Source organism: Kitasatospora terrestris, from assembly GCF_039542905.1.
GTDB lineage: Bacteria > Actinomycetota > Actinomycetes > Streptomycetales > Streptomycetaceae > Kitasatospora > Kitasatospora terrestris.
The window spans coordinates 2,152,606-2,168,593 of record NZ_BAABIS010000001.1 but is presented as its reverse complement, the minus strand read 5'-3'; the positions used below and the strand labels follow the sequence as shown (position 1 = coordinate 2,168,593).

Genomic DNA, 15,988 nt, shown 5'->3' with positions numbered 1-15,988 from the left:
GGGCGGGTTGGAGCTGCGAGTGCTTGAGAGCGCTCTCAGCGATGTCAGGAGACTGCCGTCCGCGGTCCGAGTGCGTCAAGTAGCCGAAACCTGAACGTAATCTTGGAACTTGCCCGACCTGGGCTTTCGAGGATTGAACGCGACAGGGCTTGTTTCAGGCGTTGACACCCTTCCGGCGCTGCCTCTACGGTCCGAGCGCTGAGAGCGCTTTCACACCACCGCCGTCCCCCACCCGAGGTGGATACCCCATGAAGCACCGAGCTCTACGCAGCCCGGCCGCCGCGGTCACCGCGCTGGCCCTCGCCGCGGCTGCCGCCCTGACCGCGACCGTCGGCGCCGGCAGCGCGTCCGCCGCGACCGTCCCGGTCGGCCTCGGCGGCTACACCGACAGCCGTCCCGCCGGCACCGTCGGCCCCACCAACTCCGACGGCGCGCCCGTGACCCCCAAGGTCACCGCGCGGATGGCCGGCCAGGCCGCGCCCACCAACGACTGGTGGTCCTCGCTGATCTACCAGCGCTACGCGGGCAACCCGTACTCGGAGAACCTGTACGCCCACCCGTTCACCTTCAAGGCGCAGGCCGCGGGCCTGGAGGTCGGCTACCCGACCACGCCGACCATCACCGGTGACGGACGCCAGTACGACTACACCCACACCCGTGACCTGACGCTGGGCGTCGCCGGGCTGAACTCCCCGGACACCAAGGTCGACGGCTGGTCCGACTGGACCGTCACCCCGTACTGGTCCGACGGCGCGCACACCTTCAGCGCCACCGTCGGCCACGGCCTGCCGTACGTCTACGCGCACGCCACCGGCGGTGCCGCCCAGGTCACCGCGGCCGGCACCCCGACCGTCTTCGCCAACCAGGGCAACGTCCTCGGCATCACCGTCGGCGGCCACAACTACGGCCTGTTCGCCCCCACCGGCACCAGCTGGACGGTCAACGGCACGACGATCTCCGCGGCCCTCGGCACCAAGGACTACTACTCGGTCGCCGTCCTGCCCTCGCAGGCGGACCTGGCCACCTACAGGACCTACGCGTACAGCTTCGTCACCGACACCAAGGTCTCCTGGAACTACCAGGCCGCCGCCGGCGCGCTGAGCACCACGTACACCGCCACCACCGTGGCCCAGGAGGGCACCCAGACCGGCACCCTGCTGGCGCTCTACCCGCACCAGTGGCAGGCGACCGCCGACGCGCTGACCGGCCTGACCTACACCTCGCCGCGCGGCCAGATGAAGGTCCGGCAGGGCAACGGCTTCACCACCAGCCAGAGCGTCAACGGCGTGCTGCCCTCGCTGCCCGACCTCGGCGGCTACGACCGCACCGCGCTGGACGCCCAGATCCACCAGGTCGCCGACGCCCCCGACCCGTTCAACGCCGCCAGTGACACCTACTGGACCGGCAAGGCGCTCGGCCGGCTCGCCCAGCTCGTCCCGGTCGCCGACCAGCTCGGCGACACCGCGGTCCGCGACAAGATGCTCGGCCAGATCAAGGGCAAGCTGCAGACCTGGTTCAAGGGCACCGGCTCACCGGTCTTCGCGTACGACAGCACCTGGAAGACGCTGACCGGCTACCCGGCCTCCTACGGCACCGACGCCGAGCTCAACGACCACCACTTCCACTACGGCTACTACATCCAGGCCGCCGCCACCGTCGCCCGCTACGACTCCGCGTGGGCCGCCGACTCCGCCTGGGGCGGCATGGTCAAGCTGCTCGCCAAGGACGGCGCCAACGCCGACCGCGCCGACGGCCGCTTCCCGCTGCTGCGCAACTTCGACCCGTACGCGGGCCACGGCTGGGCCTCCGGCCACGCCGGCTTCGCCGCCGGCAACAACGAGGAGTCCTCCTCGGAGTCGCTCAACTTCAGCTCCGCGCTCGTCCTCTACGGCTCCGCCACCGGCGACACCGCCCTGCGCGACCTGGGCGTCTACCTGTACACCACCGAGGCCAACGCGGTGCAGCAGTACTGGTTCGACGCCGACCACCGGGCCTTCCCGGCCAACTTCCAGCACGGCACGGTCGGCATGGTCTGGGGCAGCGGCGCCGCGTACTCCACCTGGTGGACCGCCAGCCCGGGCATGATCCACGGCATCAACTTCCTGCCCGTCACCTCCGGCTCGCTCTACCTCGCGCGCCGCAAGGACGACCTCGCCGCCAACCTCGCCGAGCTCAAGGCCAACAACGGCGGCGCCTTCACCGACTGGCGCGACCTGCTCTGGGAGGCCGAGGCGCTCACCGACCCGGCCGCGGCCAAGGCCGACTGGGACGCCGGCAACGCCGGCTACACCCCGGAGGAGGGCGAGTCCAAGGCGCACACCAACCACTGGATCAACAACCTCGCGGCGCTCGGTGCCCCCGACACCACCGTCACCGCGGACAGCCCGACCGCGGCCGTCTTCAGCAAGTCCGGAACCCGCACCCACGTCGCGCACAACTACACCACCGCGGCGCGCTCCGTCCGCTTCTCCGACGGCTTCACGCTGACCGTCCCGGCCCGCTCCACCGCCAGCGAGCGCGGCTCCTTCCCCGACGGCGGCACCGGCGGCGTCAGCCCCTCGCCGACCCCGTCCGCCTCGGCCTCCACCTCCCCGTCCCCGTCGCCCTCCCCGTCGACCAGCACCCCGCCGCAGTCCACCGGCAACACCTTCTACCTGCAGAGCGGCGGCGCCCTGACCACCGCGTACGGCACCGGCGCCGGCGTCGACACCGTCCCGTCGGCCGGCGGCACCAACCACGACGGCACGCCGTACCAGGCCAAGGTCTACGAGATCCGCAACGTCACCGGCACCCTGCGGGCCGGCGGCAGCACCGACTTCGACCTGTACCTCGACGCGGGCGCCTCGGTCGGCCTGGGCCAGCAGGCCCGGATCTCCTACGACCTGAGCGGCGACGGCACCTTCGACCGGGTGGAGACCTACCGCTACTTCGCCACCGACCCGGTCACCGGCTGGGAGAAGTACACCGGGGCCGCGGCCGGCCTGCAGTCCGCCACCGGCACCCTCGGCAACCTGAGCAACGGCACGGTCCGGATCGAGGTCTGGTCCGCGATCGGCAACGCCGCCGCGCAGCTGCGGGTCGGCGCCACCCAGGCGCAGGGCAGCGCGTCCGTGGTGCGGATCCCGTTCAACTGATCCTCGCCCACCCGGGCCCCCGGCCGGTCCCGCACGGACCGGCCGGGGGCCGCGGCGTGCCTCACCAGCGCTCGTAGACCGAGACCGGGCGGCCGTCCTTGCTCCACCGGACCGCGATCACCAGTCCCCGGTAGGTGAGCAGGCCGTCCAGGGAGCCCTCGTAGTCCCCCACCTCGTCGCGGAAGCTCCTGTTGTCGTCCTCGTCGCCGCTGCGGGCGTCGAGGACGTACAGCTCGTCCTCGTACTTGGTGGAGACGGTGATCGCCGTCACCCACTTCCCTCCGGCGTGCACGGCGGCGATGTCCTCCCAGGTGCCCGTGAGGTCCGCCCGCCACAGTTCGCCGCCGCCGGCCAGATCGAAGGCGACCACCCGCTGCCGGTTGCCCTGACGGCCCTTGTACTCGGCGACCGCGAACAGCCGGCCGTCGGCGACCGCGACCTGTGCCGGACGGTCCTCCGGGATCCGGCCGTAGTCGCCGACCAGGTCGATCCGGGCCCGGGGCCGGCCGGTCGGTCCGAAGGCGAGAAAGCCGTTCAGGCCGCTCCGGCCCGTCTCCGCGACCTGCAGCACCGGCGGGTCCGCCGCCAGGAAGTGCACCTGTGCGGCGCCGGACACGCCCCGGCGAGCCTCCAGCGGCCCGTCCCACCGCGGCTTCCCGTCCGCCGGGTCGAACGCGGCCAAGTGCTGCTCCGAGCCCGCGCAGACCAGTACGGCCAGCACCTGCGTGGGAGCGGACGCCACGTCGGTCGCCGAACAGCCGGACGGCAGGGCGGCCGACCAGCGCGGGGTGCCGGTGCGCAGGTCGAAGGACCGGACCCCGCCGCGGTCGGCCGCCCCGTCGGCGGACCCGGAGGCGCCGCCGAGGACGACGCCGAGCCCGCCGCCGGTGGCGACCAGGCCCGCGCTGCGCTGCAGGTCGGTGCTCGAAGCGGTCCGGGCCATGTGCCACAGCTCCCGGCCGTCGGCCAGGTCGATCGCGGCGACCGTTGCGCATCCCGGACCTGCCGACCGGGACCCGCTCCCCAGCTCGCCGTGGACGACCAGCGCGACGCCGCCGTCCGCGGCCGTGCTCACCGCGCAGACGTCGGACCGGCCCGGCGGCACGTACTGCCAGCGCTGCGTGCCGTGCCGTACGTCGTAGCCCGTGACGGCGTCGAACCGGCTGCGCACCAGGGTGTCCCCGGCCAGCCAGGCGCCGTTGCCGTACTCGGCGGCGGGCCGTTCGGCCTTCGCCTCCCACGCGGTGGTCATCGAGAACCACGGAATCCAGCCGCTGCCGGACGCGAAGAGCAGCACCACCCCGCAGAGCGGCACCGCCACGACGCAGAGCAGCACCACCCCGGCCAACAGCTGTCGAACCCACCCGTGCCGCTCCCCGACCCCGTCCGCCCGCGTCGCCATCCGGCCCCCTCCGTGCAGCAGTTCGAACGCCACAGCGTAGGTGATCGTCCGTCACCAGCGCTCGTACACCGAGAACGGCCGCACGCCCTCGCCCCGGCGCACGCCGATCACCGGGCCCCGGTGGACGAAGAGGTCGGCGAAGTCGTTCCGGTGGCCGCCCAGGTCGTCGCGGAACCAGCGGTCGTCCTGCTCCTCCCCGGTGCGGGCGTCGAGCACGTGGAGCTCGTCCCGGTACTTCCAGTTGGTGGGCCACGGCGGTCACCCGGCCGTCCCCCGCGTGCAGCCCGGTGATGTCCTCCCGGGAGCCCGCGACGTCCGCCCGCCACAGCCCGCCGCCGGTCGCCAGGTCGAAGCCGACGTCCGCGGCCGTGCTCACCGCGCAGACGTCGGACCGCCCCGGCGGGACGTACTCCCACCGCCGGGTGCCCTTGCGCACGTCGTAGCCCGTGACGGCGTCGAACCGGCTGCGCACCGGGGTGTCCCCGGCCGGCCAGGCGCCGTTGCGGTGCTCGGCGGCGGGCCGGTCGTTCTCCGCCTCCCGGACGGTGGTCACCGAGAAGCCGGGGAGGTACCCCGTGTGGCCGTCATCCCGGCGACGAGGCCCCCGGTGACCAGCAGCGCGGTGCCGCCGGGACCAGCCACCTGAGCCGCCCGCGCCACCGTCCGGGCACGGCACCCCCGGTCCCGGCCCCCGTCGCGTCCGTCCGCTCCGCCGTGCGAGCCCCCTCCCATGATCGTTCGAAGGGCTCGGCGCAGGCGAGGCGCCGGCCGTCCGGTCGGGCGCCCGCCGGAAACCCGTGTGCGGAGGCCGCGGCGGGTCTGGGACCATGCCCGGATGCTTCCCGAGCTCGAAACCATGGTCGTCCGGCACACCCTCCGCCTCCCGGCTCCGGCCGGCCCCGGCGGCGAAGGCGCCGCCGCCGCGCGGCAGTTTGATGCCGTGCTGCTGTCGGTGGGCTTCCAGCTGTCGGCCGAGGCGCTGCGGCACCTGTCCGGGCTGTCGCGGCAGGCCGTGCTCGACACCGCCGAGCGGACGCTGGCCGCCGTCCGGGAGCTGGTGGGCGCCCACGTGCGGCACAACGCGTACTTCGTCGACTTCCCGGCCGGCGTGCCGGACACCGTGGAGTTCTGGACGAGCTGCCTCGCGAAGGCGCTCGCCCGCCCGGCCTCCCGCGAGGGCGCACCGGTGGCCCTGCCGGCGGGGGTGCTCGACCTGCTCGCCCTGCCCGGCTACGGCACCTACCAGCACGGGTACGAGGAGGTGCTCGCCCGGCACGCCGAGCTGGTCGAGGCGGGCGGCGACCGGATCACCGTGCTGCACCTCGGCGGCCCCCCGCAGGACGAGGTCACCGCGCTCTACCTGGCGCTGGCGGGCAGCACCACCCCGCTCGGCGAGGAGCACCTGCGCGACCTGGGCGTGCTCGCCGGGCACTGCGTCCACGGCCCGCAGCCCGACGCGATCCCGGTGCGGGAGAGCCGGGCGCAGATCAACCGGGCCCGGCTGGCGGCCGGCGCGGACCTCCTGCTGGACACCGTCACCGACGTGCTGCGGCTGGCCTGTGCGCTCGGCGGCGGCGACGTGACGCTGGCGCAGCCGACCCGGTTCGGCCGGTTCTCCCGGCCGGTCCGGCGGGCGCTGCTGGCCGGCCTGGACGCGGTGGTCGCCGCCGCGCCCGCGAAGCTCACCGACGTCCACGCGCACCGCGAGGCGTTCAAGCGGCTCGGTGAGCGCCTCCACCCGCACGAGTACCCGCGCTGGCCGCACGCGGCGCAGGTCTTCGCGGTCGCCCGCGGCGAGCTGCCGGCCCGCACGCTGGAGAGCCGTGTCGAGGACCTGCTCGCCGCGGGCGGGACCGCCGAGGCGGCGCGGCTGCTGGCCACCGCACCCGGCAAGCTGTTCCGCGCCCTGGACCGGCTGCTGCGCGAGTGCGCCGACGAGGCCGGGACGGACGCCGTGCTGGCCGCGGCCGAGCAGGTCGCCGATCGGGTCTCGGGGCGCGTCCTGCTGTCGGTCCGTGAGCACTTCGGCAACCGCGCCCGGGAGTCCGGCCGGCGCCGGGTCTTCGTCAACCGCCTCGGCCGGGCCCACGTCACCGACGACACCCGTTGCGCCGTCTCCGACACCGCGTCCGCGCGCCTGCTCGACCTGCTGGACGCCGAGCTGCGCCGCCGGCTCCCGGACCCCGGGCACCTGCTGGTCGACCCCGCCGTGCTGGACGTCGCGCTGCCGCTCAGCGGCCGGGCGGCCGCCGCCGGCTTCGGCGTGCTGCCGCGCGGTTCGCTCTCCGCGGTCGAGGGGGGCGAGCTGCTGCGCTTCTTCGTGTACTGGAAGGAGGCCGCCCGCACCACCGACTTCGACCTGACGGCGCTGCTGCTGGACGCCGGCTACGGCACGGTCTCCTGGCTGTCGTTCACCGCGCTCACCGAGGTCGAGGGCGAGCACTCCGGCGACGTCACCGGGGCACCGGACGGCGCCTCGGAGTTCATCAACCTGCGCCTCGGCGCGGTGCGCGGCGACTTCATCGTGCCGCAGGTCAACATCTACTCGGGCGAGGGCTTCGACGAGGTCGAGGAGTCCTTCTTCGGCTTCATGCTGCGCGAGGCCGAGCAGGCGGGCCGGCCGTTCGAGCCGCGCACGGTGCGGATGAAGTCCGACCTGCGCGGGCCGGGCCGGGTCGCGCTGCCGCTGGTGTTCCTGCGCGGCGAGGACGGCGGCTGGCAGGCGAAGTGGCTGCACCTGTACCTCAAGGGCCGCCCGCACGCCAACCAGGTCGAGGGCAACAGGGCCTCCGTGGCCACCCTGGTGCGCGGCGTGGTGGAGCGGGAGTTCCTCACCGTCCGGTACCTGACCGGGCTGCTGTCCGACCGGGCCGCCGGTGTCACGGCGTGGGACGGCGGCGCGCTCCCGGACGGCCCGGTCACCTTCGTCGGCCTGGAGCGCCCGGACGGCCTCCACCCGGACTCCCGGGTGGTCACCCCGGAAAACCTGCGCGACCTGATCCCGGCCTGACTGCTAGCGTGGGCCCCGGCGAGGCCATGAACGGGCTTCCTTCTCACCTTCCTCCAAAGAATCAGCCCGTTCGCTCTCCTCGCCGCCGACTCCCGGAGCCGGGGCGCCTCACGGCGCCCCGGCTCCGTCGCTCTCACGCGGAGGAGCGGACCACCAGCTGGGTGGGGGTGATGACGGAGGTGGGGCTGGCCAGGCGGGGGTCGGCGGGGGCCGGGTCGGCGAGCCGGCGGAGCAGCAGCCGGGCCATCAGGCGGCCCATCTCCTCGATGTCCTGGCGGACGGTGGTGAGCGGCGGGTCGGTCCAGGCGGCGATCGACTGGACGTCGTCGAAACCCACCACGGCGACGTCCTCGGGGACGCGGCGCCCGGCCTCGCGGAGGACCTTGAGCGCGCCGGAGGCCATCGCGTCGGAGGCGGCGAACACCGCGTCGAGGTCGGGGCAGCGGGCGAGCAGCTCGGCCATCGCGCGGCCCCCGCCGTCGGCGGTGAAGTCGCCCTCGGCGATCAGGTCGGGGTCGCCGTCGGGCAGCAGGTCCCGGTAGCCGTCGAGGCGGTCCAGCGAGGAGGTCTGGTCGAGCGGGCCGGTGATGGTGGCGACCCGGCGGCGGCCGAGCGACTTGAGGTGCTGGACGGCGAGCCGGGCGCCGCCGCGGTTGTCGCTGTCGACGTAGACCAGCTCGCGGTCGGACTCGGCGCCCGGCCAGCCGGGGCGGCCGCCGACGACGAAGGGGAGCCCGACCCGGCGGGCGGTGGCCGGCATCGGGTCGGAGTGGTGGAGCGAGAAGAGCAGGACGCCGTCCACGTGGCCGCCGGCGAGGTAGCGGCCGACCCGCTCGTAGTCGCGTTCGTCCTCGATCAGCAGCAGCACCATCTGGTTGTCGGCGGCGGACAGCTCGCGGCTGATGCCGCGCAGGTGCTGGGCGAAGAACGGGTCGGAGAAGATCCGGCTCTCCGGCTCGGCGACCACGACCGCGACGGCGCGGTTGCGGCGGGTGACCAGGGTGCGGGCGGCGAGGTTGGGGGTGTACCCCAGCTCGTCCACGGCCCGCTGGACCTTCTCCCGCAGGGCCTCGCGGACGCCCGCGCCGCCGTTGACCACGCGCGAGGCTGTGGCCCGGGAGACGCCGGCCCGTTCGGCGACGGACTCCAGCGTCGGGCGTGTGCTGTGATCGGGCACCGGGTCTCCTCTCCTCGGATTCGCTCGGACCGCGCGGACGGCGCGGATTCGCGGGGCAGCTCGTACAGAGCTTATCCGGTGCGGCCGGTGTCTTGAGAGCGCTCCCAAGAATATTCCCGGCGGAGCTTCACGGGCCCTGGAGGGCCATGTCCGATTCCCGCCAGTCGAGGCCCGCGCGATGGCGCAGACTGGAGGACGTGATCGACGACGAGACCAGGTACCGCGCGGTGCACAGCCGGGACGCCCGCTTCGACGGGGTGTTCTTCACGGCTGTCCGCACCACCGGGATCTACTGCCGGCCGAGCTGCCCCGCGGTGACCCCGAAGCGGGTCAACTGCACCTTCTACCCGACGGCCGCCGCCGCCCAGGGCGCCGGCTTCCGCGCCTGCCGCCGCTGCCGGCCGGACTCGGTGCCCGGCTCCCCGGAGTGGAACCACCGCGCCGACCTGGTCGGCCGCGCGATGCGGCTGATCGGCGACGGCATCGTGGACCGCGAGGGCGTCGCGGGCCTGGCCGACCGGCTCGGCTACAGCTCCCGGCAGCTGCAGCGCCAGCTGACCGCCGAGCTCGGCGCCGGACCGCTGGCGCTGGCCCGCGCGCAACGCGCCCAGACCGCCCGGCTGCTCCTGCAGACCACCGAACTCCCGGTCACGGAAGTGGCGTTCGCGGCGGGCTTCGCCTCCGTGCGGCAGTTCAACGACACCGTCCGCGAGGTGTACGACCGCACCCCGAGCGGGTTGCGCGGCGAACGCGTCCCGCGGGCCGCCGCCCCCGCCGCGGCCGGCACGCTGAGCCTGCGCCTCGCCTACCGGGGCGCGCTGGACAGCGAGCACCTGATCGACTTCCTCGCGCTGCGCGCCGTGCCGGGCGTGGAGGAGGTCGTCCCCGGCAACCGGCCCGGCGTCCGGACCTACCGGCGCACCCTGGCGCTCCCGTACGGCCACGGCGTCGCCGAGGTGGACGGCCTCGGCCCCGGCGACGAGCCGCAGCGCGGCTGGCTGGACTGCCGGCTCACCCTCGCCGACCTGCGCGACCTCACCACGGCCGTGCACCGGCTGCGGGCCCTGTTCGACCTGGACGCCGACCCGGACGCGGTCGACGCCCGGCTCGGCGCCCATCCGGCGCTCGCCGCCCAGGTCGCGGCGCGGCCCGGGCTGCGCTCGCCCGGCCACGTCGACCCGCACGAGCTCGCCGTCCGCGCGGTGCTCGGCCAGCAGATCACCGTGACCGCCGCCCGCACCCTGGCCGGCCGGCTCGCCGCGAAGTACGGCGCCGCGCTGCCCGCGCCCAGCGGCGGGCTGCGGCTGCTCTTCCCCAGCTCCGCCGCCCTGGCCGCCGCCGACCCGGAGGACCTGGCGATGCCGGGGGCCCGCCGCCGGGCGCTGCTCGGCCTGTGCGCGGCGCTCGCCGAGGGCGCCGTCCGGCTGGACGGCGGGGTGGACCGCGAGGCGGCCGCCGCCGACCTGCTCGCCCTGCCCGGCATCGGCCCCTGGACGGTCGGCTACCTGCGGATGCGCGGGCTCGGCGACCCCGACGTCTTCCTCCCCTCCGACATCGGCGTCCGGGACGGCCTGCGCCGGCTCGGACTGCCCGGCGACGCCAAGTCGGCGGCCGAGGCCGCGAACGGCTGGGCGCCCTGGCGCTCGTACGCGGTGCACCGCCTGTGGACCGCCGCCGGCACCCCCGTACCCACCCCCGCCCCCGCTCCCGAGGAGACGGCATGACCACCGTGTTCACCCACCTGGAGAGCCCGCTGGGCCTCCTGCTGCTCAGCGGCGTCGACGCGGAGGACGGCTTCGCGCTGAGCGCCGTCACCGCGCCCCGGCAGAAGGGCGCGCTCACCGAGCCCGCCGACGGCTGGACCCACGACCCGCAGCCGCTCGCCCCGGCGGTCGAGCAGCTCACCGCGTACTTCGCGGGCGAGCTCACCGAGTTCGACCTGCGGCTGGCGCCGGTCGGCACCGGCTTCCGGCAGCGGATCTGGTCGGCGCTCGACGACATCCCGTACGGGAAGACCGTCACCTACGGCGAGCTCGGCGCGGCCGCCGGGCAGTCGCCGCGGGCCGTGCGCGCGGTCGGCGGCGCGGTCGGGGCCAACCCGCTGCTGATCGTCCGGCCCTGCCACCGGGTGATGGGCGCCAACGGCGCGCTCACCGGCTTCGCGGCGGGCATGGACGCCAAGCGCTGGCTGCTCGCCCACGAGGGCGGCACCACGCTGTTCTGAACCCTCATCCGGGCACGGGGGTCCAGCGGACCGGCAGGTGCTTGAGGCCGTTCTGGAAGTTGGACACCAGGCGGACGGGGGCGGCGTCCGGGTCGGGCTCCAGGCCGGGCAGTCCGGCGAGGGTGTGGCGGAGCAGCGCCCGCATCTGCAGCCGGGCCAGCTGGGCGCCGACGCAGAAGTGCGGGCCGTGGCCGAAGCTGACGTGGTCGTTCGGCGTCCGGGTGATGTCGAAGCGGTCCGGGTCGGCGAAGACCGACTCGTCCCGGTTGGCGGAGGCGTGCTGCACCACCACCTTGTCGCCGCGCCGGATCCGCTGCCCGCCCAGCTCCGCGTCCCGGGTGGCGGTGCGGCGGAAGTGCACCACGGGCGGCCAGAAGCGGAGCATCTCCTCGACCGCCGAGGGCAGCAGCTCGGGCCGCTCCAGCAGCAGCCGGTACTGGTCGGGGTGGGCGAGCAGGGTGTGCAGGCCGCCCGGCAGGCCGTTGCGGACCGTCTCGTTCCCGGCGACCGCGAAGAGGAAGAACATCGTCTCGAACTCGGCGGCGTCCAGGCCGCCTTCGCGCATCCGGGCCAGCAGGCTGCCCGGCCGGGGGCGGGCGGCGAGCGCGTGGGCGTAGCCGAACATGTCGGCGAGCGCGGCGCGCGAGCGCGGGTTGACCGGGCGGCCGTCGGCGGTGGTCCGGGCGGTGGGACGCAGTGCGAGGGCGGCCCGCCCCTGCTCGGTGAGGCGGTCCGGGTCGGCGGTGCGGGCGTCGGCGTAGTCGGCGTCCTGGTAGCCGATCACCCGGTTCGCCCAGTCCAGCAGCAGCACCCGGTCCTGCTCCGGGACGCCCATGACCGCGGCCAGGGTGCGGACCGGCAGGTCGGCGGCGAGCGGGACGAAGTCCGCCCGGCCCGCGTCGCGGACCCGCCGGACGGCGTCGGACGCCTGCCCGTCGACGGCGGCGGCCAGCTCGGCGAGGGCGCGCGGGGTGAAGGCGGCGGCGACGATGCGGCGCAGCCGGGAGTGGTCCGGCGGGTCCTGGTTGAGCATCATCGTCCGGGCGAAGTCCAGGTCGGCGGCCGAGTCGGGGTCGCGGATCTGGGTGGCGCCCAGGTGCGAGGAGTACGTGCCGGGGTCGCGCAGCACCGCCTTCACGTCGGCGTGCCGCAGCACCGCCCAGTAGCCGGGCCCGGCGGGCCACGGGCCGACCGCGGGCTCCTCCACCCAGCAGACCGGCGCCTGCGCGCGCAGCTCGCCGAACAGTCCGTACGGCACGCCTTCGGCGTAGGTCGACGGGAGGAAGATCCGGTTGACGCGCGCCTGGTCGAGGGTCACCCACCGACCGTACGGCCCCGCCGTCCCGCCGCACCAGGGATCCGACCCGCCCGGTCGGCCGCCGCCCGCGGGGCTTGCGCGGGGGCCTACGCGGGGGAGGAGAGGGCGCGGGCGAGCTGTTCGAGGGCGGGGAGGGCGTGGGCGACCGCGTCGCGGTCGGTGGGGCTGAGGCTCTCCAGGGCGTCGGCGAGGCGGCGCTCGTGGGCGCGCTGCCAGTCGAGGAGCTGCCGGCGGCCGGCGGCGGTGAGGGCGATCCGGGCGGTGCGGCGGTCCCCGGGGTCGGGCTGGCGGTCGACGAAGCCGGCGTCGAGGAGCTTGCCGATCAGGCCGCTGACGGTGTTGGGTGCGAGGCGTTGGCGGGCGGCGAGCTCGCCGACCCGCAGGGGCTCGGCGGCGAGCGTCTGGAGCAGTTCGACCTGGGCCATCGGCAGCGACTCCCAGGGGTAGTCGGTGCGGATGCTGCTGCGCAGGGCCCGCCGCAGACGGGTGATGACGTCGGTGAGCTGCTGGGCTCGGGCGACGGCGGTGGACCCCGGCTCGTCGGGTGCGGGCGGGGTCGGTCCGGCGTGGGACTGCGGCGGCATGGCGGACAGCGTATCGGTCGGCTCGGACGCGGCGGCGCTGACCAGGGAGTTGCGAGTTTCCCGGTCTGTTGCCGAACTGTTCCTTGGGCGATTATCTCGGGAGCAGATATATTGCTGAGCCGTGACCGCCACCGCCGAACCGCCGCCCCGTTCCCGCACCGACGTCCTGCTGGACAGCCGGCTGCTCGCGGAGCGCCCCCGCCCCCGCGCGGTGGCACGCTGGCGCCACGCGCACTGGCTCGCCGTCGGCACGGTCTGCCTGGGCGCCTTCCTCGGCCAGCTGACGGCCAGCGTCACCTCGCTGGTCTTCCCGGCGCTGCAGGAGCGCTTCGCGACCAACTTCGCGGCCGTCGAGTGGGTCTCGCTCGCCTACCTGCTGGTGCTGGTCGCGCTGCTGGCCCCGGTCGGCCGGCTCTCCGACCTGGTCGGCCGCAAGACCGTGTACCTGGGCGGCTTCGCGGTCTTCGCGCTCGCCTCGCTCGGCGCCGGGCTGTCGAACAGCCTGGCGCTGCTGGTGGTGTGGCGGGCGGTGCAGGCGGTCGGCGGCGCGATGATGCAGGCCAACAGCGTGGCCCTGGTGGCGCGCGGCGTGCCCGAGCACGCGATGCGCACCGCGCTCGGCATCCAGGCGGCGGCCCAGGCGCTCGGCCTGGCGCTGGGCCCGACGCTGGGCGGCCTGCTGGTGGCGCACGCGTCCTGGCGCTGGGCGTTCTGGATCAACGTGCCGATCGGCGTGCTCGGCCTGCTGGCCGGCTGGTACCTGCTGCCGCGCACCTACCCGGACGGCCGCCCGACCCGGCCCCCGGCGGACGGCGAGTCCCGCTTCGACCTGCCAGGCCTGCTGCTGCTCGCCGGCACCTCGACCGCGCTGCTGCTGGCCCTGTCGGCCGCCTCCGGTCTGCCGCTGCCGTGGTGGGCCGTGCTGGTCCTGCTGGCGGCGGCGGGCGTCCTCGGGGTGCTGCTGGCCCGTCAGGAGCAGCGCGCCGACCGGCCGGTCGTCCCGCCCGGCCTGGTCAACACCCCGGGCATCCGGGCGGGCCTGGTGATCGCCCTGATCGGCTACCTGCTGCTGTTCTGCCCGCTGGTGCTGGGCCCGGTGATGCTGGCCGGTGCCGGAGTGGACTCCGCCGCCGCGGGCCTGGTCATCACCGCCCTGCCGGCCGCGTTCGCGGTCGCCGCCACGGTCGGCGGCGGCCTGCTGCCGAACGGCTGCGCCGACGCCACCCGCTGCCGCTGGGGAGCCCTCGCCGCCGCCGGCGGACTGCTCGCCCTCGCCGTCCTGCCCGCCGGCCGACTGACCACCGCGCTCCCGCTGCTCGCCCTCGGCTACGGCCTCGGCCTGCTGCTGCCCGCCAACAACGCGCTGGTGATGCGCGCCATCCCGGCCGAGAGCTCGGCGGTCGGCGGCGGCCTGGTGAACATGGTCCGCAGCCTCGGTACGGCGCTCGGCACCGCCCTGCCGGTGCTCGCCGTCCACCTGGCGGGCCCGTCCGGCGGCGGCCGGGGCGTCCTGCTGCTGCTGGCCGCCACCGCCGCCGTCGCGGCGGCCCTGACGGCGGTCGGCCGGGCCGCCCGCCCCTGCTGAGGCCCGGCGGGCCGGGGGACGCCGCGGGCCGGGGGATCCGGAAGACGCCGCGGGGCGCCGCCGGACCGGGGAGGTCCGGCAGCGCCCCGGCACGGCACCGCGCGCTCAGGAGAGCGGCTTGGCGCCCCGCTCGGCGAGCATGCCGGTGATCAGGTCGATCTCCGACTTCTGCCCGTTCACCATGGTCTGCGCCAGGCGCTTCTCCACGTCGTTGCGGCCGGCGTCGACGTACGCCTGCGCCATCGCCACGCCGCCCTTGTGGTGCTCGACCATCAGCTGCAGGTAGAACACCTCGGCCTCGCGGTCGCTCAGCCCGCGCAGCTTCGCCAGGTCGGTGTTGGTCGCCATGCCGGGCATCAGCGAGCCGTCGTGGGCCTCGTACGTGTGGCCCATCCACGCCATCGGCTTGGCCGGGGAGGCCTGGGTCAGCCCCCACTGGTCGAGCCAGCCCATCAGCATGCCGCGCTGGTTGGCCTGGGTGTTGATGATGTCGAACGCCAGGGTGCGGACCGCCGCGTCCTGGGTGCGGTCGCGCACGATGAACGACATGTCGATGGCCTGCTGGTGGTGCGCGGCCATGTCGCGGGCGAACCCGGCCTCCGCCGAGTCGGTCGCCGGGGCGGCCGCCGCCGGGGCGGTGCCCGAGGCACTGCCGCCGCCGGCGACCAGCGCGGGCACGCCGAGCGCCAGGGCCACGGCGGCGGCCAGCGCGGCCGGCCACCACAGCGCCCGCCGCCGGCGGGCCGGGGCCTCGGCGGTCGGGTCCGGCTCGCCGGTCACTGGCCGGTGCTGCACGACGCACCCGGCTCCTGGGTCTGCGGACCCTGGACGTACTTGGTGAAGAACTGCTCGACCCGCGGGTCGGACGCCTTGTCGACGATCAGCTGGGTGCCCCACGCGCTCAGCGTGATGGTGCCCTGCTCGTCGTTGTACGGGCTCATGAAGGAGTACGGGGTCGCCTTGACCTTGTCCGACAGGGTCTTGAGGTCGTCCGGGGTCGCCTTCGCGTTGTAGGTGACCCACACCGCGCCGTGCTCCAGCGAGTGGACGGCGTTCTCGTTCTTCACCGGCTGGTCGTAGACGTTGCCCATGCAGTTGAGCCAGACCGGGTTGTGGTCGCCGCCGACCGGCGGGGTCTGCGGGTACGTGACCGGGGTGGTGACGTGGTTGCGGCCCAGGTTGTCGAAGGTCTTCACCCCGTCGATCGGCACGTTCGCCGCGTCCTTCTTCGCCTGGGCGGCGGCCTTCGCGGCGGCGTCCTTCTGGTCCTGGTCGTGCTTGGCGCTCAGGGTGATCCAGGCGACACCGGCGATCATCGCGGCGACCACGACGGACGAGATGCCGATGGTGACGGCCTTGTTGCGCTTCTCGCGGCGCTCCTCGGCGGCGCGCAGCTCGGCTATCCGCGCGCGGCGCTCGGCCTGCGTGGCCTTGCCGGACGCCTTGTTGTTCGACTGCTTCGAGGCGGAACCCATGGGAGTCATTCCTTGTCCCCGCCGCGCGACGTGCACGGCGGTGTGAGGGGGGTGGCTGGCAGCGGAGCCGCCGGCGCCC

At 75.0% G+C, this 15,988-nt stretch carries 12 protein-coding genes; 5 read left to right on the top strand and 7 right to left on the bottom strand.

The genetic code is table 11. The features are described 5' to 3' along the window. Positions 1-248: 248 nt before the first annotated feature. Positions 249-3,134 carry a glycosyl hydrolase gene (locus tag ABEB06_RS10005; RefSeq protein ID WP_345696466.1) on the top strand — a complete coding sequence of 962 codons (2,886 nt, stop codon included), beginning with the start codon at positions 249-251 and terminating at the stop codon, positions 3,132-3,134. A 61-nt stretch (positions 3,135-3,195) separates the two neighbouring features. Here ABEB06_RS10005 and ABEB06_RS10000 read toward each other — a convergent pair whose 3' ends face one another. Beyond that, complete coding sequence (locus ABEB06_RS10000) at positions 3,196-4,569, bottom strand: outer membrane protein assembly factor BamB family protein (protein WP_345696465.1); 1,374 nt, start codon at positions 4,567-4,569, stop codon at positions 3,196-3,198. 18 nt (positions 4,570-4,587) lie between these two features. Beyond that, complete coding sequence (locus ABEB06_RS09995) at positions 4,588-4,752, bottom strand: hypothetical protein (RefSeq protein WP_345696464.1); 165 nt, start codon at positions 4,750-4,752, stop codon at positions 4,588-4,590. Positions 4,753-5,371: 619 nt separating this feature from the next. Between ABEB06_RS09995 and ABEB06_RS09990 the strand changes: the two genes are divergently transcribed. After that, positions 5,372-7,546 (top strand): TerD family protein, encoded by a 2,175-nt coding sequence (locus ABEB06_RS09990; protein WP_345696463.1) that lies wholly within the window; start codon positions 5,372-5,374, stop codon positions 7,544-7,546. A 133-nt stretch (positions 7,547-7,679) separates the two neighbouring features. On the opposite strand, the gene ABEB06_RS09985 is transcribed toward ABEB06_RS09990, so the two are convergent. Then, positions 7,680-8,723, bottom strand: a complete 1,044-nt coding sequence (locus tag ABEB06_RS09985) for a LacI family DNA-binding transcriptional regulator (protein ID WP_345696462.1) — start codon at positions 8,721-8,723, stop codon at positions 7,680-7,682. A gap of 146 nt (positions 8,724-8,869) precedes the next feature. Here ABEB06_RS09985 and ABEB06_RS09980 point away from each other — a divergent pair, with 146 nt between their 5' ends. Beyond that, the gene (locus ABEB06_RS09980; protein WP_425559601.1) at positions 8,870-10,447 is read left to right on the top strand and encodes an AlkA N-terminal domain-containing protein; all 1,578 of its coding nucleotides are present in this window, start codon (positions 8,870-8,872) and stop codon (positions 10,445-10,447) included. Next, on the top strand, positions 10,444-10,947 hold the full coding sequence (locus ABEB06_RS09975; RefSeq protein ID WP_345696460.1) for a methylated-DNA--[protein]-cysteine S-methyltransferase: 504 nt from the start codon (positions 10,444-10,446) through the stop codon (positions 10,945-10,947). Before ABEB06_RS09980 ends, ABEB06_RS09975 begins: the two co-directional genes overlap by 4 nt. 4 nt (positions 10,948-10,951) lie before the next feature. On the opposite strand, the gene ABEB06_RS09970 is transcribed toward ABEB06_RS09975, so the two are convergent. After that, positions 10,952-12,265, bottom strand: coding sequence for a cytochrome P450 (locus tag ABEB06_RS09970; protein WP_345696459.1), 1,314 nt, complete (start codon positions 12,263-12,265; stop codon positions 10,952-10,954). Positions 12,266-12,351: 86 nt separating this feature from the next. Next, the gene (locus ABEB06_RS09965; protein WP_345696458.1) at positions 12,352-12,849 is read right to left on the bottom strand and encodes a MarR family winged helix-turn-helix transcriptional regulator; all 498 of its coding nucleotides are present in this window, start codon (positions 12,847-12,849) and stop codon (positions 12,352-12,354) included. Between the two features lie 121 nt (positions 12,850-12,970). On the opposite strand from ABEB06_RS09965, the gene ABEB06_RS09960 reads away from it, so the two are divergent. Further along, positions 12,971-14,434 carry an MFS transporter gene (locus ABEB06_RS09960; protein WP_345696457.1) on the top strand — a complete coding sequence of 488 codons (1,464 nt, stop codon included), beginning with the start codon at positions 12,971-12,973 and terminating at the stop codon, positions 14,432-14,434. Between the two features lie 105 nt (positions 14,435-14,539). Here the strand turns inward: ABEB06_RS09960 and ABEB06_RS09955 are convergent, their stop codons facing one another. Together ABEB06_RS09955 and ABEB06_RS09950 are read right to left on the bottom strand one after the other, a co-directional pair. Beyond that, positions 14,540-15,229: a DUF305 domain-containing protein gene (locus ABEB06_RS09955; protein WP_345696456.1), complete on the bottom strand. Its 690-nt coding sequence runs from the start codon at positions 15,227-15,229 to the stop codon at positions 14,540-14,542. Beyond that, positions 15,211-15,909 carry a thioredoxin-like domain-containing protein gene (locus ABEB06_RS09950; protein ID WP_345696455.1) on the bottom strand — a complete coding sequence of 233 codons (699 nt, stop codon included), beginning with the start codon at positions 15,907-15,909 and terminating at the stop codon, positions 15,211-15,213. The genes ABEB06_RS09955 and ABEB06_RS09950 overlap by 19 nt, the downstream gene beginning before the upstream one ends. Positions 15,910-15,988: the final 79 nt, after the last annotated feature.

Coding starts and splice junctions, on each gene's coding strand:
- ABEB06_RS10005 (WP_345696466.1), top strand. CDS start 249: ATGAAGCACCGAGCTCTACGCAGCCCGGCCGCCGCGGTCACCGCGCTG.
- ABEB06_RS09950 (WP_345696455.1), bottom strand. CDS start 15,909: ATGGGTTCCGCCTCGAAGCAGTCGAACAACAAGGCGTCCGGCAAGGCC.
- ABEB06_RS09975 (WP_345696460.1), top strand. CDS start 10,444: ATGACCACCGTGTTCACCCACCTGGAGAGCCCGCTGGGCCTCCTGCTG.
- ABEB06_RS09965 (WP_345696458.1), bottom strand. CDS start 12,849: ATGCCGCCGCAGTCCCACGCCGGACCGACCCCGCCCGCACCCGACGAG.
- ABEB06_RS09980 (WP_425559601.1), top strand. CDS start 8,870: ATGTCCGATTCCCGCCAGTCGAGGCCCGCGCGATGGCGCAGACTGGAG.
- ABEB06_RS09990 (WP_345696463.1), top strand. CDS start 5,372: ATGCTTCCCGAGCTCGAAACCATGGTCGTCCGGCACACCCTCCGCCTC.